Annotated in this window: 24 protein-coding genes and 1 pseudogene; 1 reads left to right on the top strand and 24 read right to left on the bottom strand. The window is 71.0% G+C overall.

Annotated elements, in window-relative coordinates:
• Positions 1-67: 67 nt before the first annotated feature.
• From miaB to FOY91_RS10365, 8 genes are all read right to left on the bottom strand, one after another.
• Positions 68-1408 (bottom strand): tRNA (N6-isopentenyl adenosine(37)-C2)-methylthiotransferase MiaB, encoded by a 1341-nt coding sequence (miaB, locus tag FOY91_RS10400; RefSeq protein ID WP_145151072.1) that lies wholly within the window; start codon positions 1406-1408, stop codon positions 68-70.
• The gene (locus FOY91_RS10395) at positions 1405-2148 is read right to left on the bottom strand and encodes a lysophospholipid acyltransferase family protein (protein ID WP_145151172.1); all 744 of its coding nucleotides are present in this window, start codon (positions 2146-2148) and stop codon (positions 1405-1407) included. The genes miaB and FOY91_RS10395 overlap by 4 nt, the downstream gene beginning before the upstream one ends.
• Positions 2149-2165: 17 nt before the next feature.
• Positions 2166-2588, bottom strand: a complete 423-nt coding sequence (locus FOY91_RS10390; protein WP_145151069.1) for a Fur family transcriptional regulator — start codon at positions 2586-2588, stop codon at positions 2166-2168.
• Between the two features lie 136 nt (positions 2589-2724).
• A complete protein-coding gene (locus tag FOY91_RS10385; RefSeq protein WP_145151065.1) occupies positions 2725-3135 on the bottom strand; it encodes a Ros/MucR family transcriptional regulator in 411 nt (136 codons plus the stop codon).
• A 104-nt stretch (positions 3136-3239) separates the two neighbouring features.
• Entirely contained in the window at positions 3240-3746 is a 507-nt protein-coding gene (locus FOY91_RS10380; RefSeq protein WP_145151062.1) for a GNAT family N-acetyltransferase, read from the bottom strand.
• Positions 3743-4363: a tRNA (adenosine(37)-N6)-threonylcarbamoyltransferase complex dimerization subunit type 1 TsaB gene (gene tsaB, locus FOY91_RS10375; protein WP_145151059.1), complete on the bottom strand. Its 621-nt coding sequence runs from the start codon at positions 4361-4363 to the stop codon at positions 3743-3745. Before tsaB ends, FOY91_RS10380 begins: the two co-directional genes overlap by 4 nt.
• Positions 4364-4371: 8 nt before the next feature.
• Complete coding sequence (locus FOY91_RS10370; RefSeq protein ID WP_145151054.1) at positions 4372-4974, bottom strand: malonic semialdehyde reductase; 603 nt, start codon at positions 4972-4974, stop codon at positions 4372-4374.
• A 32-nt stretch (positions 4975-5006) separates the two neighbouring features.
• Positions 5007-5573, bottom strand: a complete 567-nt coding sequence (locus FOY91_RS10365; protein ID WP_145151052.1) for a NifU family protein — start codon at positions 5571-5573, stop codon at positions 5007-5009.
• Between the two features lie 297 nt (positions 5574-5870).
• Between FOY91_RS10365 and FOY91_RS10360 the strand changes: the two genes are divergently transcribed.
• On the top strand, positions 5871-7190 hold the full coding sequence (locus FOY91_RS10360; RefSeq protein WP_145151049.1) for a DEAD/DEAH box helicase: 1320 nt from the start codon (positions 5871-5873) through the stop codon (positions 7188-7190).
• Positions 7191-7296: 106 nt separating this feature from the next.
• On the opposite strand, the gene FOY91_RS10355 is transcribed toward FOY91_RS10360, so the two are convergent.
• From FOY91_RS10355 to FOY91_RS10285, 16 genes and pseudogenes are all read right to left on the bottom strand, one after another.
• A complete protein-coding gene (locus FOY91_RS10355) occupies positions 7297-8271 on the bottom strand; it encodes a GlxA family transcriptional regulator (protein WP_162527204.1) in 975 nt (324 codons plus the stop codon).
• Between the two features lie 145 nt (positions 8272-8416).
• Complete coding sequence (locus FOY91_RS10350; protein ID WP_238995445.1) at positions 8417-8914, bottom strand: hypothetical protein; 498 nt, start codon at positions 8912-8914, stop codon at positions 8417-8419.
• Positions 8911-9630, bottom strand: a complete 720-nt coding sequence (gspN, locus tag FOY91_RS10345) for a type II secretion system protein N (protein ID WP_162527203.1) — start codon at positions 9628-9630, stop codon at positions 8911-8913. The genes FOY91_RS10350 and gspN overlap by 4 nt, the downstream gene beginning before the upstream one ends.
• On the bottom strand, positions 9630-10109 hold the full coding sequence (locus FOY91_RS10340; RefSeq protein WP_238995435.1) for a type II secretion system protein M: 480 nt from the start codon (positions 10107-10109) through the stop codon (positions 9630-9632). Before FOY91_RS10340 ends, gspN begins: the two co-directional genes overlap by 1 nt.
• On the bottom strand, positions 10109-11212 hold the full coding sequence (gspL, locus tag FOY91_RS10335; protein ID WP_145151038.1) for a type II secretion system protein GspL: 1104 nt from the start codon (positions 11210-11212) through the stop codon (positions 10109-10111). Before gspL ends, FOY91_RS10340 begins: the two co-directional genes overlap by 1 nt.
• Positions 11213-11243: 31 nt before the next feature.
• Positions 11244-12227, bottom strand: coding sequence for a type II secretion system minor pseudopilin GspK (gene gspK, locus FOY91_RS10330; protein ID WP_238995432.1), 984 nt, complete (start codon positions 12225-12227; stop codon positions 11244-11246).
• Positions 12224-12907 carry a type II secretion system minor pseudopilin GspJ gene (gene gspJ, locus FOY91_RS10325; protein ID WP_203234538.1) on the bottom strand — a complete coding sequence of 228 codons (684 nt, stop codon included), beginning with the start codon at positions 12905-12907 and terminating at the stop codon, positions 12224-12226. Before gspJ ends, gspK begins: the two co-directional genes overlap by 4 nt.
• Before the next feature lie 62 nt (positions 12908-12969).
• Complete coding sequence (gene gspI, locus FOY91_RS10320) at positions 12970-13410, bottom strand: type II secretion system minor pseudopilin GspI (protein WP_145151035.1); 441 nt, start codon at positions 13408-13410, stop codon at positions 12970-12972.
• The gene (gene gspH / locus FOY91_RS10315; RefSeq protein WP_145151031.1) at positions 13397-14071 is read right to left on the bottom strand and encodes a type II secretion system minor pseudopilin GspH; all 675 of its coding nucleotides are present in this window, start codon (positions 14069-14071) and stop codon (positions 13397-13399) included. The genes gspI and gspH overlap by 14 nt, the downstream gene beginning before the upstream one ends.
• Positions 14046-14519: a type II secretion system major pseudopilin GspG gene (gene gspG, locus FOY91_RS10310; protein WP_275265947.1), complete on the bottom strand. Its 474-nt coding sequence runs from the start codon at positions 14517-14519 to the stop codon at positions 14046-14048. The genes gspH and gspG overlap by 26 nt, the downstream gene beginning before the upstream one ends.
• A gap of 96 nt (positions 14520-14615) precedes the next feature.
• Positions 14616-15842 carry a type II secretion system inner membrane protein GspF gene (gspF, locus tag FOY91_RS10305; RefSeq protein WP_145151024.1) on the bottom strand — a complete coding sequence of 409 codons (1227 nt, stop codon included), beginning with the start codon at positions 15840-15842 and terminating at the stop codon, positions 14616-14618.
• A gap of 194 nt (positions 15843-16036) precedes the next feature.
• Complete coding sequence (locus tag FOY91_RS10300; protein WP_145151021.1) at positions 16037-17620, bottom strand: GspE/PulE family protein; 1584 nt, start codon at positions 17618-17620, stop codon at positions 16037-16039.
• Positions 17617-17787, bottom strand: a complete 171-nt coding sequence (locus tag FOY91_RS21675; RefSeq protein ID WP_162527200.1) for a hypothetical protein — start codon at positions 17785-17787, stop codon at positions 17617-17619. Before FOY91_RS21675 ends, FOY91_RS10300 begins: the two co-directional genes overlap by 4 nt.
• An 83-nt stretch (positions 17788-17870) precedes the next feature.
• Positions 17871-20093 carry a type II secretion system secretin GspD gene (gspD, locus tag FOY91_RS10295; RefSeq protein WP_145151017.1) on the bottom strand — a complete coding sequence of 741 codons (2223 nt, stop codon included), beginning with the start codon at positions 20091-20093 and terminating at the stop codon, positions 17871-17873.
• Positions 20090-20923, bottom strand: a complete 834-nt coding sequence (locus tag FOY91_RS10290) for a type II secretion system protein N (RefSeq protein WP_145151014.1) — start codon at positions 20921-20923, stop codon at positions 20090-20092. The genes gspD and FOY91_RS10290 overlap by 4 nt, the downstream gene beginning before the upstream one ends.
• Before the next feature lie 84 nt (positions 20924-21007).
• A pseudogene (locus FOY91_RS10285) lies at positions 21008-21218 on the bottom strand (prepilin peptidase); the annotation flags it as partial.

The raw sequence follows: 21218 nt of genomic DNA, 5'->3' as shown, positions 1-21218 counted from the left end.
CCAAGGTGGCGTGTCGATGCGCGCGGGGCAATATGGCCTTGGCGATTTGATGCGATCGGCGGTGCCCTCAGGCGGCCGCCGCCTGCGCCACCACGCCCTGCAGGCTGTTCGGCCCGCCCGAGACAATCGCCACGTCCAGGATCGTGCCGAGGGCCACGTCGCTGTCCACCAGCACCGATTGCAGCCACGGTGACTTGCCCAGCCGCTGCCCCGGCTTCTTGCCGTTCCGCTCGATCAGCACGGGCATCACCAGCCCCTCGCTCGCGCGGTTGAAGGCGTGCGCCTGCGCCCCGATCAGCGCCTGCAACCGCTGGAGCCGCTCGTCCATCACGGCGGGCGGCACCTGATCGGTCATGGTGGCGGCCGGCGTGCCGGGGCGCGGCGAATATTTGAAGCTGAACGCCTGCGCGTGGCGCACCTCCTCCACCAGCGCCAGCGTCTCGGCGAAATCGGCCTCCGTCTCGCCGGGGAAGCCGACGATGAAATCGCCCGAGATGGCGATATCGGCCCGCACCGCCCGCACCCGCTCGATCAAACGGAGGTAGCCGGCGGCGGTGTGACTGCGGTTCATCGCCTTCAGGATGCGGTCGCTGCCCGACTGCACCGGCAGGTGGAGGAACGGCATCAGGCTCTCCACCTCGCCATGCGCCGCGATCAGCCCGTCGCGCATGTCGTTGGGGTGGCTCGTCATGTAGCGGATGCGGGCGATGCCGGGGATACGGTCGAGCGCGCGGATCAGCCCGTCCAGCCCCTGTGCGCGGCCCTTGTCGTCCACGCCCTCCCACGCATTCACGTTCTGCCCGAGCAGGCTGATCTCGCGCGCGCCGGCATCGGCCAGCGCCTTCGCCTCATCGATCACGTCGCCCCACGGGCGCGACACCTCGGCGCCGCGCGTATAGGGCACCACGCAATAGGTGCAGAACTTGTCGCACCCCTCCTGCACGGTCAGGAACGCGCTCGCCCCCTGCGCGCGCCGCCTGGGCAGGCTGCCGAACTTGGACAGCACCGGCATGTCGGTATCGAGCGCCCGGCCCTCGCGCGCCTGTTCGATCAGCGCGGGCAGATTGTGATACGCCTGCGGGCCGACGACGATATCCACGCTCGGCGCGCGACGCGGGATCTCCGCCCCCTCGGCCTGTGCCACGCAGCCGGCCACCGCGATCATCGGGCGGCTGCCGTCGGCGCGCTTCAGCCGGCCGATATCGGAATAGACCTTCTCCGCCGCCTTCTCACGGATGTGGCAGGTATTGAGCACGACCAGATCGGCCTCGCCCGATCCGTCCGCCGCCGTCATGCCCTGCGCCTCCAGCAGCTCGGCCATCCGCGCGCCGTCATAGGCGTTCATCTGGCAGCCGAAGGATTTGACGTGGAAACTCTTGGGGGCAGGACGGGGAGAGGTGCGGGTCATGGCGCGGGCCTATAGTCGATCGTGCCCGAGGCGGAAAGCGCCGCCCCGATCGCATCGCGCGCCGCCGCCGCGATCGCCTTGCGACCGCCGGCCCGTACCGGGTCGATCGGCGACAGAAAGCGAAGCGTGACGGGCAGCGGACCGGGCCGCCCCCCTACCCGTTTCGCATTGCCGCCGGTGCCCTCGTTGCCGGTCCACGCGATCTTGCGCGCGGCCGGGCCGTAATCGATCGCCACCGGCTGCACGCGCAGCCCCGGCGGTGCCGCCTCCACCGCCGCCAGCAGCGAGGCGCGGAACGGCAGCAGCGCGGTGCCGTTGCCTGTCGTCCCCTCGGGAAACAGCGCCACCGGCCGGCCACCGGCCAGCGCCGTCGCCAGCGCATCGGCCTGGCCCCGCACGGCGGCGCGGCTCTGGCGGTGGATGAAGATCGTGCCGCCCTGCCGCGCCAGCCAGCCGACCACCGGCCAGCCCTCCACGTCGTCCTTCGAGACGAACGCCGCGCCCGTCGCCCCGCCCAGTGCAAGGATGTCGAGCCACGAGACGTGGTTGGCGAGATACAGCACGTCGCGGTCGAGCGGTTCGCCCGCCACCGTCACGCGCAGCCCGAAGGCGTGGCCCGCGCGACCCAGGAAGCGGCGCACCTGCCGGGAGGGGCGGCCGCGCGCGCGATCCAGCGCGTGGCCCGGCAGCGCGGCAGCGAGCACGCCCGCCGTCCGCGCCAGCCGCAGCCACAACCGCATCGCCACGGCCGGCCGCCTCAGACCGGCCGATCGATCGCGACGCCGTACAATTCCATCCGGTGATCGACCAGACGGAAGCCCAGCTTCGCCGCGATGCGACGCTGCAGTTCCTCAAGCTCCGGGTCGACGAACTCGATCACGCGGCCGGTCTCCACGTCGATCAGATGGTCGTGGTGGGCATCGGCCGCCGCCTCGTACCGCGCGCGGCCATCGCCGAAATCGTGCCGTTCGAGAATGCCGGCCTCCTCGAACAGGCGCACCGTGCGATAGACGGTGGCGATCGAGATGCCGGGATCGATCGCGGCGGCACGCGCGTGCAGCGCCTCCACGTCCGGATGATCCTCGGCGGTCGAGAGCACGCGGGCGATCACGCGCCGCTGCTCGGTGATGCGCAGGCCCTTTTCGGCGCACAGCGCCTCTACGTCGATCTTGCGCGGCATGATTTTCCTATCCGCTGGGGCGCCAGGGGCGCCGGATGGGGCAGGCCTAGTCATTTTCCGCACCCGCGAAAAGGCGCTTCGCGGGTTATTTGCGTCCGGCGGCCGCCGGCACGGCCATGCCGTACCGGCGGAGGCGTCAGGAGCGGCGGCGCTGGGTGCCGAGGCCGATCTTCTTGGCGAGCGCGCGACGCTGCTCGGCATAGTTGGGCGCGACCATCGGATAGTCGGCGGGCAGTTTCCACTTGGCGCGATACTGTTCCGGCGTCATCTGATAATGCGTCATCAGGTGGCGCTTGAGCATCTTGAGCCTCTTGCCGTCCTCGAGGCAGACGATATACTCGCCCTTGATCGACGAACGGATCGAAACCGCCGGCTCCTGCTGCGCCACCTTCTCCGTCTCGCCGCCCAGACCGTTGAGCGCCTGATGCACGTTCCGGATCAACAGAGGTATGTCGCCCACCGTAACGGTGTTGTTGCTGACGTGGGCAGAGACGATATCGGCAGTAAGCGCCATGAGTGATTCGGCTTGTATCGTTGCGTCTGGCATGAGTGCGAACCCTGTTGCTATTATCGGCGCGATCGGAAGGGCCGCGCTCGCGCCCTCATGTTTGGTCCATTTTGGTTTTACAAGCGCAAAGGGGCGCCGAATGTTCAGGCCGTTGCGGGATCAAGCCCGGTCGACAGGCTAAGCGCGTCGAACGACCGCCCGTCGGCGCCCCGATAGTAGCCGGGGCGGCAGCCGGTCCGGGCGAAACCGCGCTGATGGTAAAGGTGCAGCGCCGGATTGCCGTCACGCACCTCCAGGTGAAGCCGGGCACCGCCCCGCGCCTGCGCCTCCTGTTTCACCCGGTCGAGCAGGGCCGATCCGATGCCGTGGCGCCGGAAGGCCGGGCGCACCCCGATCAGCAGCAGTTCGGCCTCGTCCAGCACGATGCGGGCCAGCGCGAAGCCGGCAGGCTGCCCCCCGTGGCGCGCCAGCAGCATCCACACACCGGGCAGGTTCAGGATGCCGAGGCACTGCGCCGCGTTCCATGCCTCGCCGAAAGCCGGATCGAAGGCGTCGGCCATCACCGTCATCACCGGGTCGATGTCACCCGCCAGCGCCGGGGTGATCGCCAGATCGCTGTCGGCGCGTCCGTCGTCCGTCCCCCCGCTCATGCCGCACCGGGCAGCTTGGCATCGGGCGCGCGGCCGTAGATCGGGCTGGGCGGCAGATCGCCCCACGGCGGGGGCAGCAATCGCGCATCGGCGGCGCGCGGCAGATCCTCGCGCGCCTCGCCCCACCCCCGTGCGGCGACCAGCGCGGCGGCGGCGGAACCGATCACGAGCGGCTCGGGCGAGAGCGCCGCATCGGCGGGTAACAGCGAGGCCAGCGGGGTGATGGCGGCGAACGGAGAACGCGCAAACCGCTGGACGAACATCTCGCCATGCCCCCCGATCAGCGCCACGCAGACGGCATCGAGCGCGTCCTCGCGCGCGAAGGCACTGACGGCGAGCAAGGCGGTGGATGTATAGCCACGCACCGGCACGCCCCACGCCAGCCCCAGCGCACGCGCCGCCGCCAGCCCGACGCGCACGCCGGTAAAGCTGCCCGGACCGCAGTCGACCCGCACCAGCGTGCAGGCCGGTGTCGCTTCCGTCAGCTCGGCGATCTGCGGCACCAGCCGCTCGGCGTGGCCGCGCCCGACGACCTCGTGGCGTTCCGCCACGATCCGACCGTCATCGATCAGCGCGACCGAGCAGGCGGCCGTCGCCGTATCGATGACCAGTTCCACGGGCCGCCTCAGACGATCCGGTTGACCTCGTCGAAATCGAGCCGGGGCAGCCGCTCGAAGATCGTCGCCGGATCACCATAGCCCAGCGTCGAGACGAAATTGGTGCGATAGGCGGTGCCGGCGAAGAACTCGGCATCGATCGCCGCCTTGTCGATACCGGACATCGGCCCGGTATCCAGCCCCAGCGCACGCGCCGCGATGATGAAATAGGCGCCCTGCAACGTGCTGTTGCGGAATGCGGCATCCTCCACCGAAGGCGCGTTGGGCGTGCCGTCCGGCAGCATGAACCAGCTACGCGCATCGGTATGCGGGAAGGTTTTGGGCAGCTGATCGTAGAATTCGAAGTCGGACGCGATGATCGCCGTGACCGGCGCCTGCAATATCTTCGGCCCATTGGTGCCGGAAGACAGCGCGGCCAGCTTCGCCCTCGACTCGTCGCTGACGCACCATACGATCCGCGCGGGCAGCATGTTGGCCGATGTCGGCCCCCACTTCATCAGGTCCCAGATCGCGCGCAACTGGTGCGGCGAGACGGGCCGGTCCTGATATCCGTTGTAGCTGCGGGCCTTGCGGAAGATCAGGTCGAGACCTTCGTCGGACAATATCGCCATACGTTCGGTGCCTTGGCAGGGGATGAAGGGGATCAGGCCGCGCGGACTTCCGTCACTTCGGGCACATAATGCTTGAGCAGCGTCTCGATGCCCTGCTTCAGCGTGGCGGACGACGACGGGCAGCCGGCGCATGCACCGTGCATCGCCAGATAGACGGTGCCCTTGTCGAACCCGCGATACACGATGTCGCCACCGTCACGCGCCACCGCCGGGCGCACCCGCGTTTCGATCAGATCCTTGATCTGCTCGACGATGTCGGCGTCGGCGGGATCGTCGTTCACGTCGGCCGGGATGTTGATTCCGGCGGCGCTCGCGGCATTGAACAACGGCGCCGCGCTGGAGAAATGATCGAGCAGGATGCCGAGCACCTGTGGCCGGGCATCGGCCCAGTCCCCACCGGGCGCAATCGTGACGGACACGAAGTCGCGGCCGAAGAACACGCCGGTCACGTCACCCAGGCTGAACAGCGCGGCCGCCAGCGGCGAGGCGTCGGCCTCCTCCGGGTCGGCGAAGTCGCGCGTGCCGCTGGCCATCACCACCTGCCCCGGCAGGAACTTCAGGGTGGCCGGGTTCGGCGTGGTTTCGGTTTCTATCAGCATGGCCCGCATGTGGCGCGCGCGGGAAGGCAGATCAAGAGGCTTGATCGGCGCACATCGCCCCTTGCGCCGGGCAGGGGTTTCTGCCATATGGCCGCCAGCGTCGATGCCGCATCCGTGCGATCATCCGGACCTGAGCAGCGTGATCTCCCGTCGCCTCCACATGGCGGGCCGGCTCTACCCTCGGACGCCACCAAGCCCAGGGCTTCCCCATTCACGCGGGTCGTCACATACGAACCCGCTCGGCGGCGCACCCTTTTCCCGGATGCCGCGCCGAACGCATATCCGCGAAAGATTTTCATGACCAAATTCTCCGACCTCGGCCTGGCCGAGCCGATCCAGCGCGCGCTTGCCGCCAAGGGCTATGACGTGCCGACGCCGATCCAGGTACAGGCCATCCCCTCGCTGTTGCAGGGCCGCGACCTGTGCGGCATCGCGCAGACCGGCACCGGCAAGACGGCCGCCTTCGCGCTGCCCTCGCTCCATTACCTCAGCGACAATCTCAAGCATCGCCCGCCGGGCGGCTGCCGGATGCTCATCCTGTCGCCGACGCGCGAGCTGGCCAGCCAGATCGCCCAGTCGTTCGTCGACTATGGCAAGTTCCTCCGCCTCACGGTCGCCACCGTCTTCGGCGGCGTGCCGATCGGCAAGCAGATCCGCCAGCTTTCCGGCGGCGTCGACATCCTCGTCGCCACCCCCGGCCGTCTGCTCGACCTGATCGACCAGCGTGCGCTGAGCCTGAAACATGTCGAGATCTTCGTGCTCGACGAAGCCGACCAGATGCTCGACCTCGGCTTCATCCACGCCCTGAAGCGCATCGACACGATGCTGCCGAAGAAGCGCCAGAGCCTGTTCTTCTCGGCCACCATGCCCAAGGCGATCGCCGAGCTGGGCGATCGCTTCCTCACCGATCCGATCAAGGTGTCGGTGGCGCCCGCCGCCACCACCGCCGAGCGGGTCGAGCAGTTCGTCACCTTCTGCAACGCCGGTGAGAAGCAGGCGCTGCTGACGATGAAGCTGCGTTCCGAGCCGATCGAACGCGCGCTCGTGTTTTCGCGTACCAAGCATGGCGCGGACCGGATCGTGAAGAACCTGAACGCCGCCGGCATCGCCGCGATGGCGATCCACGGCAACAAGAGCCAGCCGCAGCGCGAACGCGCGCTCGGCATGTTCCGCACCGGCGAGATCAAGATCCTCGTCGCTACCGATATCGCCGCGCGCGGCATCGACGTAGGCGGCGTGAGCCACGTGTTCAACTTCGAGCTGCCGAACGTGGCGGAACAGTATGTCCACCGCATCGGCCGCACCGCGCGCGCCGGGGCGAGCGGCATCGCCATCGCCTTCGTGGCGGACGATGAAAAGCCGTACCTGCGCAGCATCGAGAAGCTGACGAAGGTGAAGCTGGACGTCGTGCCGCTGCCGGAAAACTTCCTGGCGGAGAAGGCCAAGCTGCCCAAGCCGACCGTGGACGAACGCCCAGCGCGCCGCGAAGGCGATCGCGGCGGCCACCGCAGCGGCGATCGCGCACCCGGCGAGCGTACCTATGCGCCGCGCCGTCGTGGCAACAACGGTGCCGTCGGCAAGCACGCCGGCACCGTGCGCCGCACCGGCGGCCGGTAAGTCGGTCGCGCCGGGGCGCGGGGCGCCTCGGGGATGATAAAGGCCCGTATCGAAGGTTCGCCCTTCGATACGGGCCTTTATCCTGTCCGGTACGATCCCCGACCGGTCAGCCCCGGTTCGGCTCCGGCGCGCGGGGCGGCAGGGTGGCGCGATAGTCGTTCATCGTCTCGCCCGTCTGCCGGCGGAAGGCACGCCGCGCCGCCTCCGAGCCGGAAAACCCCGCCAGCCGGGCGATCTGCTGCGGCGAATAGGCGCTCTCCTCCATCAGATGCTTGGCGAAGTTTACCCGCCCTCGCTCGATGAAGTCGGTCGGCCGCAGCCCGGTCTGCTGCCGGAACACGCGGGTGAAGTTGCGCGGGCTCATCGCCGCCACCGCCGCCAGCGCGGCGACCGACAGATCGCCGGTCGGGTTGTCGTAGATATGCTGCTGCACGCGCTGGATCGGATCGCGCGTGGCCGTCTGGGTGGAGAGAAGGTTGCTCACCTGCGCCTGCCCGCCCGATCGTTTCATGAACATCACGAACCGCCGCGCCAGCCGAAGCGCCACCTCGCGGCCATGATCTTCCTCGATCAGCGCCAGCAGCAGGTCGGCGGTCGCCATGCCGCCGGCGCAGCTGAACAGCCCGTCGTCGCGCACGTAGATGCTGTCGCGCTCCACCAGCGCCGCCGGGAAGCGGGCCACCAGCGCATCGGCATGTTCCTGATGTACCGCCACCCGCTTGCCATCCAGCAGGCCGGCCGCCCCGAGATAGAAGGCGCCGTTACCGATCGAGCCATAGCGCTGAGCTCCGCGCACCTGCCCGCGCAGCCACTCCACCACCGCCGGATCGGGGGCGGTCGCCTGATCGCGCCCCGCCGCGACGATCAGCATGTCGGCCTGCATCGTGCAGTCGCCGATCGCCATGTCCGGCATCAGCCGCGCGCCGGAGGTGGTCGGCAGCGGCTCGGCCCGGTCGGTCACCAGCCGCACCTCGTAGCGCGGGTTCGCCGTCGTCAATGTGTTAGCAGCAGCCAGCAGCTCGAACACTGCGACCGGGCCCATCGCACGCGCATCGGGCGGCGCATAAATCACGACCAGCATATCGGCACCTTTTCGCATTCAGCGTCACGGCTTCGTCGATCGCTCGCAAAGCATCCCCCGCGACTCGTGCCGGCACGGGGATCGTCCCCCTTATTAAACGCGGTTTGTGCCGTTTCGCCAGCCCGTCGATCGACTCCCGTTCGTCTCAGCCACAACCCAGCAGACCCGACACCGGCACGACGAAGCCCTCGCCCCCCGCCCGTTCGATCCGCAGCGATCCGTGTGCCACGGCACCGTCGCTCAACCCCCGGCGCGGCTCGATTGTCAGGTCCAGCGCGGCGGTGGTTTGTCCATCGCCGTAGCGGGGGGTGACATCGGCGGTGGCATCGGCCGGCGCATCCCCGCCGAGGCGCGGCAGATCGAGCGTGCGGCCGTCGAGGATCAGGCGGGCGAACGGCGGCGGGCCGGATTTCGCCATCAGCACCAGCCGCGCGCCAGCTCCAGGCTTCCACAAGAACAGCCCGCATTGCCCCGTTCCCAGCGCCTGTCGCGGCAAGGCACCGAGCGGGATGCCATCCGATACCGCCGCTGCGGCCACAGGCCGGGCGCCCCCGCCGCCGCAACCGGCGGACGCCAGCAGCAGCGTCACGATCGGCAGGCCGCGTGCCACCCGACGCGCGACGATATGCCCCGCCCGCCTCACCACCGCCCCGTCACGGTCAGGCCATAGCCCCCCGCCACCGGGGCAAGGCCCGCCGCCGCCAGCGCATCGCGCGCCGCGATCGTGGTCGGGCGGATCGCGAGATCGGCGCGGTAGGCGCCATCGGCGGCGATGCGCAGGGTCAGCCGCTCCATCCCGCTCTGCCCGACCAGCGGCAGCAGCAGCGCGCCGCCGTCGCAGCGCACCGCCCCGCTCAACCCGCCGGGCAGCGCCAGCGCGGCGGGCGCGCCCTCGATCCGCGCCTTCACCAGCCCGTCGGCCCGGTCGCACAGCCCGTCATGGAACGAGACGCTGACGCCCCCCAGTTCGATCGCCGCCAGTGGCAGCGGCGCGAACCGCTGGCCCAGCGGCACCCGCGCGGTCACGTTGCCAAGCCCGATGCCATGACGCGAGACGGTGACGGCACCGGCCAGAGGATCGGCCGTATCCCCCTCGCGCGCCAGATCCACGCGGGCGCGCCCCGCCAGCAGCGGCAGCGGATCGAGCCGGGCGGACAGATCGCCCAACGGCGCGCCGGCGATGCGCGCCTCGGCCAGCCGGCCGAACCACACGCTGCCCCTCGCCTCGCGCGCCGACAGCCCCAGCGCCGACACATCGAGCCAGTCCGCCACCAGTCGCAACGGCAGCAGCAGCAAAAGGCTCAGTGCCAGCGCGGAAACGAAGAACAGGCTGCGCCCGATCGGCATCCGCACGCGCATCACCGGCTCCTCAGGCGCAACGTCGCCTCGGCGGCGAGCGTGGCGTCGCTGTTGGTACGCGCGGTCAGCCGCTCCACGATCAGCCCGTCGCGGCGTTCCAGGTCGGCGATCCAGCCGAACAGCGCCTGTGCGCGCGCCGCGTCGATCGCGACCGAAACCCGGTTCGCCCCATCGGGGATGATCCGCGCGGTGGCGAACCCCGCCGCGGCGGCGCGCTGGCCGATCGCGGTGGCAAGCGGTGCCTCGGGCGGCGGCGGACCGCGCTTCTCCAGATCGGCGATGCGCTCCGCCTGCCCGCGCGCGGCGGCCAGATCGAGCACGGCGCGGGCGTGGCGGGCGCGCACGTCGGCCAGACCGTCGTCCACCGGGCGCACCACCAGCAGCCATGCCAGCGTGATCCCGACCAGCGCCGCCATCACCAGCAGCATCCGCTGCTCACGCGGCGAACGCAGGCGCCACCATAGCCGCACCTGCGTCATCATCGGCTCCGCACCGTCAGCTCGGCGATCTGGCGGCCGCCGCCGGGGCGCACGTCGCCGCTCTCCACCGCAAAGCCGCCCGCCTCGATCCGCCGGGCGAGCGCCGCGATGTCGGCAGGATTGGCGGCGGTGGCGGTGGCACGCAGCACGCCCTGATCGTCGAACGAAAGCGCCGCCAGCTCCACGTTGGCGGTATCGCGCACGGCGGCGAACACCACGGCGGCGCTGGCGCTGAACCCCGCGCCCGATCCGCGCAATTCGGCCAGCCGCCCGGCCAGCTGCTGCGGCGGATCGGTGATCGTGGCGACACGCGGCAACGCGGCCCGCGCCACCGTCGCCAGTTCCCGCTCCAGCCGGTCGGCGGCGAGGCTGTATTTCAGGATCAGCACCAGTTGCACGGCCAGCACCGCCAGCAGCATCAGCCCGCCCAGCGCCGCCAGCCGCCGCACGAGCGCCCAGTCCGTCCGCCAGCGCCGGCGCCGCGCGAACGGCCCCTGCCGCAGGTCGAGCGGCAGTCGGCCGAGGGCGGTGGCGAGGTCCGCCTCCACCGTGGCGTCGTCCACCGGCACCGGCGGCTCCGTCACCAGCAGCGCGGCGAGGTCCGGCTCGGCCGCCAGCGCCACCGTATCGCCGCGCAGCAGGTGCAGCCCGTCTCGCGTCCAGCGCACCACCCCGGCCTCGGGCGGCAACAGCAGCAGCGGTTCGGGCACGATGCGATCGGGATCGAGGCCCAGCGCCTGCGCCTGTACCAGCCATGCCGCCATCCGCTCGACCGAGACGAGCGCCATCGCGCGAGACGGCCCGGTGGCCGCCCCCAGCGCCACGTGCAGCCGCTCGGGCGGCATCGCGCTCACCTCGCCCGCCATCAGCCGGGCGGCGGCGGCGGCCTGCGCGGGGGCGAGCGCGGGCAGTTCGATCCAGTGGATCACCACGTCCTCGCCCGGCACCACCAGCACGATGCGCTCGTTCTCGACATCGCCGGCCGGCGACGGGATCGCGCCGGCCCCGGCGCGCGCCACGACGGCCCCCTCCCGCAGCCGCAGCCAGCCGCGCGGCGGCGCCACGCCATCGGCCATGAACAGCAGGAGGAAGGCGTCGCTCATGCGCCTCCGCGATCCGCCCGCCGGTGCCGGTTCATTCGTCGATCCCCCAGCGTCGCACGACGAGCTTCGCCGGCGTCAGCGCCCCGTCGATCAGGGCCGTCTCGTTCACCTGCGCGCCACCCAGTTCCACGTCAAGATCGAGCGCGAACCAGCGCGTGCGGACCTGCGGCTGGCCCAGCACCTCGCCCTGCGGGGTCACGCCGGACAGCGCCGGCTCGGCCCAGAAGGCGGACACGCTCTCCCACCCGGCGGCCGGACGGCGGACGATCATCTGGCGGGCGCGCTCCACATCGAGCAGGCCGGGCAGCAGCATCGCCACCAGCGGCGCCTGTTCGGGCAGCAGCGTGTTGACGTTCAGCGGCGACAGATCGGTCGTCGGCAGCGCACACACCCACGGCCGCAACGCGCGATAGATGTCGCGCGTCACGCCCGAGACGGCGCGCAGCTCGCTCACCTCGGCCAGCAGATTGTTGGCGGTGCGATAGGGGTGCTGCGCGCGCAGATAGGCGCTGTCCTCTGCGCCGTCGGGCAGGGGCACGCTGTTCGCGTCCAGCCAGTCGGCCAGCCCCGCCGCCACCCGCCGCGCATCCGGCTCGGCGATGCCGACCAGCCGCGAGAGCGCGAGGAACTGGGTGACGCCGGCCGGCCGCACCGTCAGCTGCGCCGCCGCCACGCCGCTCGCCAGGCTGTTGAGGTTGAAGCAGTTGCCGCCGTCGCGCAGGCGGATCGAGGCGAGGCCGTTTGGGATCGGCAGCCGCGTGACGCGCCCGTTCCAGCCGCCCGCCAGCGTGGTGGTGCCGGTCGCGCGGCCATCGAGCAGGCCCACCTTCGTCAGCGCCAGCGCCTCCGCGCCGAAGGCATAGGCGCGTGCCTGATCGAGCGCCGCGCCGTTGGTGGCGAGGCTGGTGGCGAGGCGCAGCTTCTCCAGCGCCAGCACCGAGATCGCCGCCATGATCGCCACCAGCAGCAGCACCGCCAGCAGCGCCGCGCCACGCTCGCCGGGGGGAACCCTCACAGGCCGGTTCCGGTCTGGAAGACCTGGCGGACGGTGCCGATGCCGTCGATATCGAGCACCATCTCCACCGCGCGGGGCAGCGCGTCGGCGCGCGTCGCATCCCAGCGATCGCGCCACTCGCCGCCGAGGCGGTAGCGCAGCGTCATCGATTTCACCCCGCGTACGATGGTGGCGGGCGGGCCGGGGTCGGCGCCGTCGAGCATCGGCGCGACGCGGCGTTCGAGCCGGTCGTCCACCAGCCGGTACTGCACCTTCTGCAACGAGGCGCGCGGCAGTTCGCCCGGATTTTCCCATCCGCGCCGGATGAAGGCCAGAGCCGGATCGGACGTGCCCCCCGCCGTGCCGAAGAACGCCACCTCCTGCGCGCCGCTGGCCGAGCGGCTGGTGCGCGGGATCGCCTGCGCCAGATCGGCGGTCATCAGCGCGGAAACGCGGCGGATCGCGGCGATCTCGTCCAGCCGCGCCGCCACCGCCCCCTGCGCCCGCGCGCTGAACCCGAGCAGCGCGACGCCTGCCGAGGCGAGCAGCCCGAAGACGAACAGCGCGACGACCAGTTCGACCAACGTGAAGCCGTGTTCGGCGTAACGCCGAGACGCGAAGCCGTGTTCGGCGGAATGCGAGCGGATAAGACCATGATGGGCGGGGGACCGACCAGCCAAGAGGGCACGCCCTCGGCTCACCACTCGCCCCTCGATCGCGCTGCCCCGGCGCCGGCACGACGACGGCGGAGCATCCCCCCGCCTCACGTCAGCGACAGCCGGAACACGGTGAGCATGCCCGCGCGCTGGCCGGCGGCATCCGATACGGACACGTCGATCCGCCGCACGCGCGGATCGGGCGTGGGGGTGACGGTGCGGACCCACAGCCAGGTCCGCCCGGCGTTCCGTTCCTGGCCGGTCAGGATGCCGCGCGGCGGGGCGTCGCGCTCGGTCAGCGCCTCCACGGCGATGTTGCGCGCGACGATCTGGCCGATCGTGCGATCGGCCAAGATGGCGGTCTGCGCCACCGTCGCCCCTTCCAGCCGCAGCAGCGCCAGCGCGGCGAGGCTGAAGATGGCGAGCGCGACCATCATCTCGATCAGCGTGAAGCCTGATTGCCGCTGCCCCTGTGTCGAGCGAAGTCGAGACACCCGCCCCGCGCGCGCGCCCTCGACTGCGCTCGGGGAAAGGTCAGCCCGTGACATCGATCGTCCCGTCCGCGCCGATCCGCACGCGCACCCGCGTCGCATCGCGCACCAGCGTCACGTCCAGTGGCTCGACGATGCCGGTCGGGTCGAACAGCGCGCGCGCCTGCCCCGCCTCGCCTACCAGCGCGGTGGCGCCCTGCGCCCAGCGGCGCTGCTCGAACGGCTTTTCGGTGAGCAGCCGCCAGCGGCCATGGTCGCGCCGCTCGAAACCGTAGCCGTCGCTGGACACGAGCAGGCCGATGTCGCTCGCCTCGATCACCGCCTTGTCCTGCGCGGCGCGCGCGCGAGCGGCGAACCGCTCGGCATCGTGGCGCAGATCGCCGCGCGGATCGGGCATCGCCAGCACCACCGCACCGGAGACGATGCCGATGATCGCCAGTACCACCATCAGCTCGACCAGCGTGAAGCCGTGTTCGGCGGAATGTTTCAGGAATGCGAAGCCGTGCTCGGCGGAACGTTTCGAGAATGCGGAGCCGTGCTCGGCGGCGCGTCGCCGGAAGGCAAGGCCGTGCCGGGCGGGGCGTCGCGCCGCTAGGCCGGCAGGGGCGCACGGAATCAAAGTGCCGGCCGCGTGGCGATGCCCGGCGAGGCGCCCGCCGGCGCGTCGCCGCAGGTCGGGAAGGCTGGTCCGCCTATTTCCAGTTGCCGATGTCGGCATCGTTGCCTTCGCCGCCCTCGCGCCCGTCCGCGCCATAGCTGTAGATGTCGACCGCACCATGCTTGCCCGGCGCGGCATAATGATAGGGGTTGCCCCATGGATCCTCGGGCAGCTTGCGGATGTAGCCGCCCGGGCGATAGCGCCCTTCCGCCCCCGCCGGCGCGCTGACGAGCGCCTGCAAGCCGTCGCCGGACGAGGGGTAGGCAAGATTGTCCAGCCGGTACATCTCGGCCGCCTGCTCCAGCAGCGCGATATCCGCCTTGGCCTTTTCCACCCGCGCCTTGTCCTGGCTGGGCAGCACGTTGACGACGACGATGGTGGTGAGCAACCCGATGATGACGATCACCACCATCAGTTCGACCAGCGTGAAGCCGTGTTCGGCGGCGCGCTGAGGGGGTGTGAAGCCATGTTCGGCGGCGCGCCGCCGCCCCTCGTCATCCCGGCGCACGCCGGGATCTCGTCGAAGAGGGCGGTCGCTGGTTGCACGAGATCCCGGCATTCGCCGGGATGACGCGCGAGGGAAGAGACGGCGCAGCTTCATATCTCAGGCTCCGGCAAGCGTATCGAGTTGCAGGATGGGCAGCAGGATCGACAGCACGATCAGCGCCACGATGCCCCCCATCAGCACGATGATGAGCGGCTCCAGCAGCGACAGCGCGGTGGCGGTGAAGGCGTCGAACTCGCGCTCCATGTAATCCGCCGCACGCTCCAGCATCGCATCGAGCTGGCCGGATGCCTCGCCCGATGCCGCCATATACACCAGCAGCGGCGGAAACACGCCGGCCCGGCGCAGCGCGGCCGACAGGCTGCCGCCGCCCCGGATCGCCTCCACCAGCCCCTCCGACGCCACCCGCAGCGCGCGGTTGTGCACGGTCGAGACGGTCAGCGTAAGCCCTTCCAGCAGCGGCAGGCGGCTCGCCACCATGGTCGCCAGCGTGCGGGAAAGACGCGCGGCGTGGAGATCGCGCACCAGCCGGCCCAGCAACGGCAGCCGCAGCAGCCCGCGATCGAAGCGCAGGCGGATCGCCGGATCGCGCAACGCCCGCCAGCCCAGCAGCCCCGCGCCGATCAGGCCGAGCGCCAGCGCCCACCACCAGCCGACGAGGAAGTTCGACAGGCCGATCACGATCCGCGTGAGCAGCGGCAAAGTCTGCCCCACCGTATCGAACTGCTCGACCACCTGCGGCACCACGAACACCATCAGCGCGAACACCACCGCGATCGCCACCACCGCCAGCACGATCGGATAAGCAAGCGCGGTCATCACCTTGCCGCGTACCTTGGCTTGCCGTTCCTGCAGGTCGGCCAGTCGTTCGAGGATCGACGGCAGCGTGCCCGATGCCTCGCCCGCCGCCACCATCGCGCGGTACAGCGGCGGGAAGCTCGTCGCCTCGCGCGTCATCGCCTCCGACAGTCGTCGCCCCTCGACCACGCCGGCATGGACCTGCCCCAGCACCTGACCCACCTGCGGCTGCTCGGTCTGGCGCGCGATCGTCCGCAGCGCCTCCTCGAGCGGGCTGACCTGCGCCAGCGTGGCGAGTTGGCGGGTGAACAACGTCAGTTGCTTGGCCGACAGCCGCCTGCGCCACGTGATCCGGCGGGAGAGCAGCGCCGGGGCGGCGGGCGCGCCGCCGGTGCCCGGCTCGATCCGCACGACGTAGAGTTTGCGGGCGGACAGGCGTGCGCGCGCCTCCTCGATGGTGACGGCGCTCACCTGCCCGCGCTTCTCGCGGCCGGCGACGTCGAGCGCGAGATAGTCGAAATCAGCCATCGATCACCGCCGGCCCGGATACGCCCTCGCGCCGGGAGATCCGCGGCGCTTCCTCGGGCATGGTGATCCCCTCACGCGCCGCCGACGCGAAGACGCGGCTCACGTCGCCGTTCCGGCTCAATCGGCGAGCGATGTCGGCGATCGGCCGACCGCGCCCTTTCCGGCCAGCCACATCGAACACGAGACAATCACGCTCAGGCATGGGTCGCCTCGACGGTCGGTGCCTCGGCCGCCCCTTCGCGCCGGGTGATCCGCACCGCTTCCTCCGGCGTGGTGATCCCCTCGCGCACCAGCGCGCGCGCCGCCGTCGCCAGCGTGGGCGTGTGTGCGAAGGCGTGGGCGGCGATGGCGTCCTCGTCGGCGTCGGCGTTTATCATCCGGCGGATCGTATCGTCGATCCGCACCGCCTCGAACACGCCGATGCGGCCCTTGTAGCCGCTGCCGCCACAGCTGTCGCACCCGCGCGCGGCGTGGACCGGCTCAGTCGGCGCCAGCCCCAGCAGTGCCGCCACCGCCGGGCCGGCCGGCGCGGCGGTGGTGCAATGCGGGCACAGCCGCCGCACCAGCCGCTGCGCGATCACCGCGCGCAGCGTGGAGGCAAGCAGGAACGGCTCCACCTTCATGTCGCGCATCCGCGTGATCGCGCCCAGCGCATCGTTGGTGTGGACGGTGGAGAGTACCAGATGCCCGGTGAGCGAGGCCTGCACCGCGATATCCGCCGTCTCGCGGTCGCGGATCTCGCCGATCATCACCACGTCCGGATCCTGCCGCAGGATCGCGCGCAGGCCGGTGGCGAAGGTGAGGCCCACCTTGGCGTTCACCTGCGTCTGCCCCACCCCGTCGATCGCATATTCGACCGGATCCTCCACGGTCAGGATGTTGCGGCTGCCGTCGTTCAGCGTGCGCAGGCCGGCATATAGCGAGGTCGTCTTGCCCGATCCGGTCGGCCCCGTGACCAGCACGACGCCGTTCGGCTCGGCCAGCGCGGCGCGGAACACGGCGTCGATCGCCGGCGGCATTCCCAGCATCTCCAGATCGATGCCGGCATTGTCCTTGTCGAGGATGCGCAGCACCACCCGCTCGCCCGCGCGGCTGGGCAGCGTGGAGACGCGCACGTCGAGCAGCTTGCCGCCCAGCGTCAGGCCGATGCGCCCGTCCTGCGGCACCCGGCGCTCGGCGATGTCCAGCCGCGCCATCACCTTCACCCGGCTGACGACCACCGGGGCGACATGCGCCGGCATCCGCAGCGTCTCGCGCAGCACCCCGTCGATCCGCATCCGCACGACGAGGCCGGTCTCGTACGGCTCGATATGGATATCGGACACGCCCTGCCGCGCGGCATCGGCGATGATGCCGTTGATGAGGCGGATGGCGGGCGCGTCGTCCGCCGAATCGAGCAGGTCGTCGGCGGAGGGCAGGTCGCTCGCCAGCATCATCAGCTCGTCGCCCAGCCCCAGCGAGCCGGCCGCATCCGCCGCCGCCTGCCCGTCCATCGCATAGCGTTCGGAAAGGATGCGGTCGAACCGCTCGGGGCTGACCGGCTCCACCGCGAAGGCACGGCCGAGCACGCGGCGCACCTCCAACAGCGGGCGCGGATCGGCGGCCTCGCGCCATGCCACCGTCAGCGGATCGAGCGCGACGACCGCCATGCCGAACCTGCGGGCGAAACCGTAGGGAATGGTGGCGAGGGGCAGCACCGGCGGGGCTTCGGGAAGGGACGCGGCCGGCGGCGCGTCAGGCCCGTTGAGGTCGGGCCCGATCGATGTGGGCGCGATCATGGCAGGATGCCGATCCGCCTGCCCGGCACCGCCACGGCCGCAACCTGCCCACGCAGCGGTGCGGCGATGTGTCGGGGGGTCACCGGCCATGCCGGGCCGACGAAGGAACGCACCCGGCTGTCGCCGACATCCGCCGCACCGCCGCACCCACCGGCACCGAAACGCAACGCGCCCCCTTCCCCGTCGCGTCCCGCGCCGGCCGATGCCGACCGCCAGGACGATCGGACGCGGTAAAGGCACGCGCGGTGCGTCATGGCTGGGACGGCACCATCGATGGCGCCAGCGGCACCGGCCGGATCACCTCGGTCGAGGACTTCATCTGCGGCGTGATGATCTGCCGCGCGGGCGGATCGAGCCGGGGCGCCGGGTCGGCGCCCGGTCCGTTCGCCACGGGCGCGCCCGGCGCGGTGGTGCCCATGTAATCGCGCACCAGCTCGTCGATGGTCGGCTCGCGCTCCGGCCGCTGCGCCGCCTGCATGTCGCGCACATAGCCGTAGCGTTGCGCCGCCACCGCCCGCGCCTCGTCCGCCGAGCGCACGATGGTGGGGCGGATGAACACCATCAGGTTGGTCTTGTTGCGCGATCGCGACCGCGACTTGAACAGTTCGCCCAGCCCCGGAATGTCGCCGAGCAGCGGGATCTTCTCGATCGTCCGCCGCTCGTTGTCGTCCAGCAGGCCGCCCAGCGCGATGATCTCGCCGTCGTCCACCGTCACCGTCGTCTCGATCTCGCGCTTGTTGATGATGAGATCGCTGTTGTCGGACGAGACCGGCCCGGCGATGCTCGACACCTCCTGCCGCAGGAACAGCTTGATCGCGCCGCCCGCGTTGATCTGCGGCTTCACCTCCAGCTGCACGCCCACGTTCTCGCGCTGCACGGTGCGGAAGGCGTTGTCGAAATTGTTGCTCAGCGCCTGCCCGGTGGTGATCGGGATCTCCTGCCCGACGAGGATCTTGGCCTCCTGATTGTCCAGCGTCATCACCGAGGGGGTGGACAGGATGTTCGACTGCGTATCCGATTTCACCGCGTTGATGATCGCGCCGAAGATCGCATCGTTGCCCAGCCGGCCGGCGAACCCGGCGAAACCGCCCGCCGCCCCGAGGATCGAGTTCACCGCCGCCGTGGCCAGCGTGTCGCTCACCGCGTTATTGGTCTGCGTCACGGTGGTGTTGCCGTTCACCGTCGTCGTCGTCTGGTTCAGCTGGCGCGCGCCGATCGCGCCGGCGATCGTCAGGATGTTCGGCGCGGAATTGCTGTAGTTGGTCGCGGCGAACGGCACGCCCGACCCCGGCAGGCCGCCGAGCAGGAACTGCACACCCAGGTTGCGCGCGGCGCTGTCCGATATCTCGACGATGATCGCCTCGACCAGCACCTGTTCGCGCCGCGTATCGAGCTGGCGGATCACCTCGCCCAGCGTGCGCTGGAGATCGGCGGGGGCCGAGATGATGATCGCATTCGCCCCCTCGTACCGCGCGATCACCGGCTGCGCGCGGCCATTGCCCGACCCGCCGCCGGACGACGATGCGGCGGCGGGTGTAGCCGCCGGCTCCGGCGTGGCGCCGCCGCCCACCGCGCGCTGGCCGGCGGGCACGATCGAGGCGGCGTTGGCGGCGGGCGCGGCGGACGGCACGACGCTCCCCTGCTGGCCCACCAGCAGTTGCAGCACCGGCAGCAGCTTGGCCGCATCGGCATGGTTGAGGAACACGACACGGATCTCGGTGCCGCTGGCCGCGCGGGTATCCAGATCGCGTGCGATCCCGGCCAGCCGCGCCACGGTCGCCGGGTCGCCGCGCAGCGCGATCGCGTTGGAGCTGTCGATCGCCACCACGGACACCGCCTGCCCGCCCTGCCCGGCGGCCGCCCCCCCGCCGACCAGCGCCTGCAAAGAGGCCGCCAGGTCGCGCGCGCCGGCATTCTTCAGCACGATCACGCGGGTGGCGGCATTGTCCCGGTCGATGCGCGAAAGCAGGTCGCGCACGCGGCGGATGTTGTCGGCATAGTCCGCCACCACCACCGCGTTGCCCGAGCGGTTGCCGCTGACCGATCCCTCGCGGCTGACGAGCGGACGGATCGTCTCCACCGCCGATTGCGCGTCGATCGATCGCAGGCGGAAGACCTCGGTGACGAAGCTGTTGTTCGACTGGCCGCGCGCCCCCACCCGCCCCGGCTGCGAGGCCGCCGTATCGACCGGCTGGATGCGGAACGCGCCGCCCGGCGCTGGCACCGCCACGAGGCTGTTGGCGCGCAGCGTGGAGAGGAACAGCTCGAAATATTCCGACCGCGACAGTGCCCGGTCGGTGACGACCGACACCTTGCCGGTCACGCGCGGATCGATGATGAAGGTGCGCCCCGTCACCTTGGAGGCGTCCTGGATGAACGCGCGGATGTCGGCGTCGCGCAGGTTGAGCATCTGCTGCGCGGCGGCCGGCACCGCTGCGCCCAGCAACAGCGCGGCGATCAGCGCGCGCTTCATGGCACGATCCTCACGCCAAGCGACTGTTCGATCCCGCCGCGCTCCACGATCACGGTCGCATCGCCGCTGCGGCCGAACTGCTGCTGGATGCGCTGGGCATCGGCGGCATCGCGCACCCGCGATCCGTTGACCGAGACGATCACGTCGCCGGGCTGGAGGCCGGTGGCGCGCAGCACCGATCCGTCGCCGTTGGGCTGCACCGAGAAGCCGTCCACCCCGTTGCGGCCGACCCGCGGGGAGAAGGTGGCGGCCCCGGCCAGCGCCGCCGCCGTCACCGGCGCACCCGGCGATACCGTCAGCGGATTGACCCCGGCGAGCGGGCCGCCCGACGTCGGCGGCGGCGTCACCACCGTGGCCGGCTGGGACTGGTCGAGGAACACCTGTTCTTCCCGGCCACCGCGCAGGATGGTGACGTGATCGAACGCCACCGCCTTCAGTGTCACCCCGGCCATGATCTCCTCGCCCACCGACACGCTCGACTGCATGCCGGAGGGCAGGCCGATGATCGCCGCGCCGCGCCCGGAGGCCTGATCGGCACGGATGCCGAACAGTTTCAGGTCCAGCCCCGTCACCACCGCCGCCGCGCCCGCCGTGTCGGCCAGCCGGAAGAACGGATCGAATCCCGACAGGATCGAGACGGCGGGCGGCGCGGCCCCCGCCTCCGGTCGCCAGTCCCCCAGCGGGCCGACGGGCGTGGCGATCGTCAACAGCAGGCGGGCGCATTGCAGCGCCAGCAGCGAGAGCAGCGCCAGCTCCGCGACCGAATACCAGTCATACCGCGGCAGCCGCGCCAGCAGTCGCCGCGCCCGCCGATCCAGAACAAGCCGCATCTGTGAACCAACCCCCGAAGTCCCGCCGGCACTCTATTACATTCCGATGTGGCGGCGCGACTGCTTTCGTCGCGATGAACGATGCTATCGCAGCAGCGTCATCCCGGCGGCCCGCGCCAGCCACATCGCCATCGCGGCAAGCGCCAGCAGGGTGCCCAGCGGCACGCGCATGTCCGCCGCCACCCGCCGGCCGGCAAGGCGCAGCACCAGCACCGCCGCCAGCCCGATCAGGCTGGCCCCCAGCAGCACCGGCGGCAACGCGCGCCAGCCCAGCCACAGGCCGATCGCGCCGAGC

Source organism: Alterirhizorhabdus solaris (assembly GCF_007785815.1).
GTDB lineage: Bacteria > Pseudomonadota > Alphaproteobacteria > Sphingomonadales > Sphingomonadaceae > Alterirhizorhabdus > Alterirhizorhabdus solaris.
Note: the sequence above shows the minus strand (reverse complement) of the source record. Positions and strands in the feature narration are given on the sequence as shown.

Coding starts and splice junctions, on each gene's coding strand:
- FOY91_RS10355 (WP_162527204.1), bottom strand. CDS start 8,271: ATGCTGGTCGTGATTTATGCGCCGCCCGATGCGCGTGCGATGGGCCCG.
- FOY91_RS10290 (WP_145151014.1), bottom strand. CDS start 20,923: ATGCGGCTTGTTCTGGATCGGCGGGCGCGGCGACTGCTGGCGCGGCTG.
- FOY91_RS10390 (WP_145151069.1), bottom strand. CDS start 2,588: ATGCCGCGCAAGATCGACGTAGAGGCGCTGTGCGCCGAAAAGGGCCTG.
- FOY91_RS10395 (WP_145151172.1), bottom strand. CDS start 2,148: ATGCGGTTGTGGCTGCGGCTGGCGCGGACGGCGGGCGTGCTCGCTGCC.
- FOY91_RS10385 (WP_145151065.1), bottom strand. CDS start 3,135: ATGCCAGACGCAACGATACAAGCCGAATCACTCATGGCGCTTACTGCC.
- gspL (WP_145151038.1), bottom strand. CDS start 11,212: ATGAGCGACGCCTTCCTCCTGCTGTTCATGGCCGATGGCGTGGCGCCG.
- gspI (WP_145151035.1), bottom strand. CDS start 13,410: ATGTCACGGGCTGACCTTTCCCCGAGCGCAGTCGAGGGCGCGCGCGCG.
- FOY91_RS10300 (WP_145151021.1), bottom strand. CDS start 17,620: ATGATCGCGCCCACATCGATCGGGCCCGACCTCAACGGGCCTGACGCG.
- miaB (WP_145151072.1), bottom strand. CDS start 1,408: ATGACCCGCACCTCTCCCCGTCCTGCCCCCAAGAGTTTCCACGTCAAA.
- gspD (WP_145151017.1), bottom strand. CDS start 20,093: ATGAAGCGCGCGCTGATCGCCGCGCTGTTGCTGGGCGCAGCGGTGCCG.
- FOY91_RS10380 (WP_145151062.1), bottom strand. CDS start 3,746: ATGAGCGGGGGGACGGACGACGGACGCGCCGACAGCGATCTGGCGATC.
- gspN (WP_162527203.1), bottom strand. CDS start 9,630: ATGCGCGTGCGGATGCCGATCGGGCGCAGCCTGTTCTTCGTTTCCGCG.
- gspH (WP_145151031.1), bottom strand. CDS start 14,071: ATGCCGACATCGGCAACTGGAAATAGGCGGACCAGCCTTCCCGACCTG.
- gspF (WP_145151024.1), bottom strand. CDS start 15,842: ATGGCTGATTTCGACTATCTCGCGCTCGACGTCGCCGGCCGCGAGAAG.
- FOY91_RS10370 (WP_145151054.1), bottom strand. CDS start 4,974: ATGGCGATATTGTCCGACGAAGGTCTCGACCTGATCTTCCGCAAGGCC.
- FOY91_RS10340 (WP_238995435.1), bottom strand. CDS start 10,109: ATGACGCAGGTGCGGCTATGGTGGCGCCTGCGTTCGCCGCGTGAGCAG.
- FOY91_RS10360 (WP_145151049.1), top strand. CDS start 5,871: ATGACCAAATTCTCCGACCTCGGCCTGGCCGAGCCGATCCAGCGCGCG.
- FOY91_RS10365 (WP_145151052.1), bottom strand. CDS start 5,573: ATGCTGATAGAAACCGAAACCACGCCGAACCCGGCCACCCTGAAGTTC.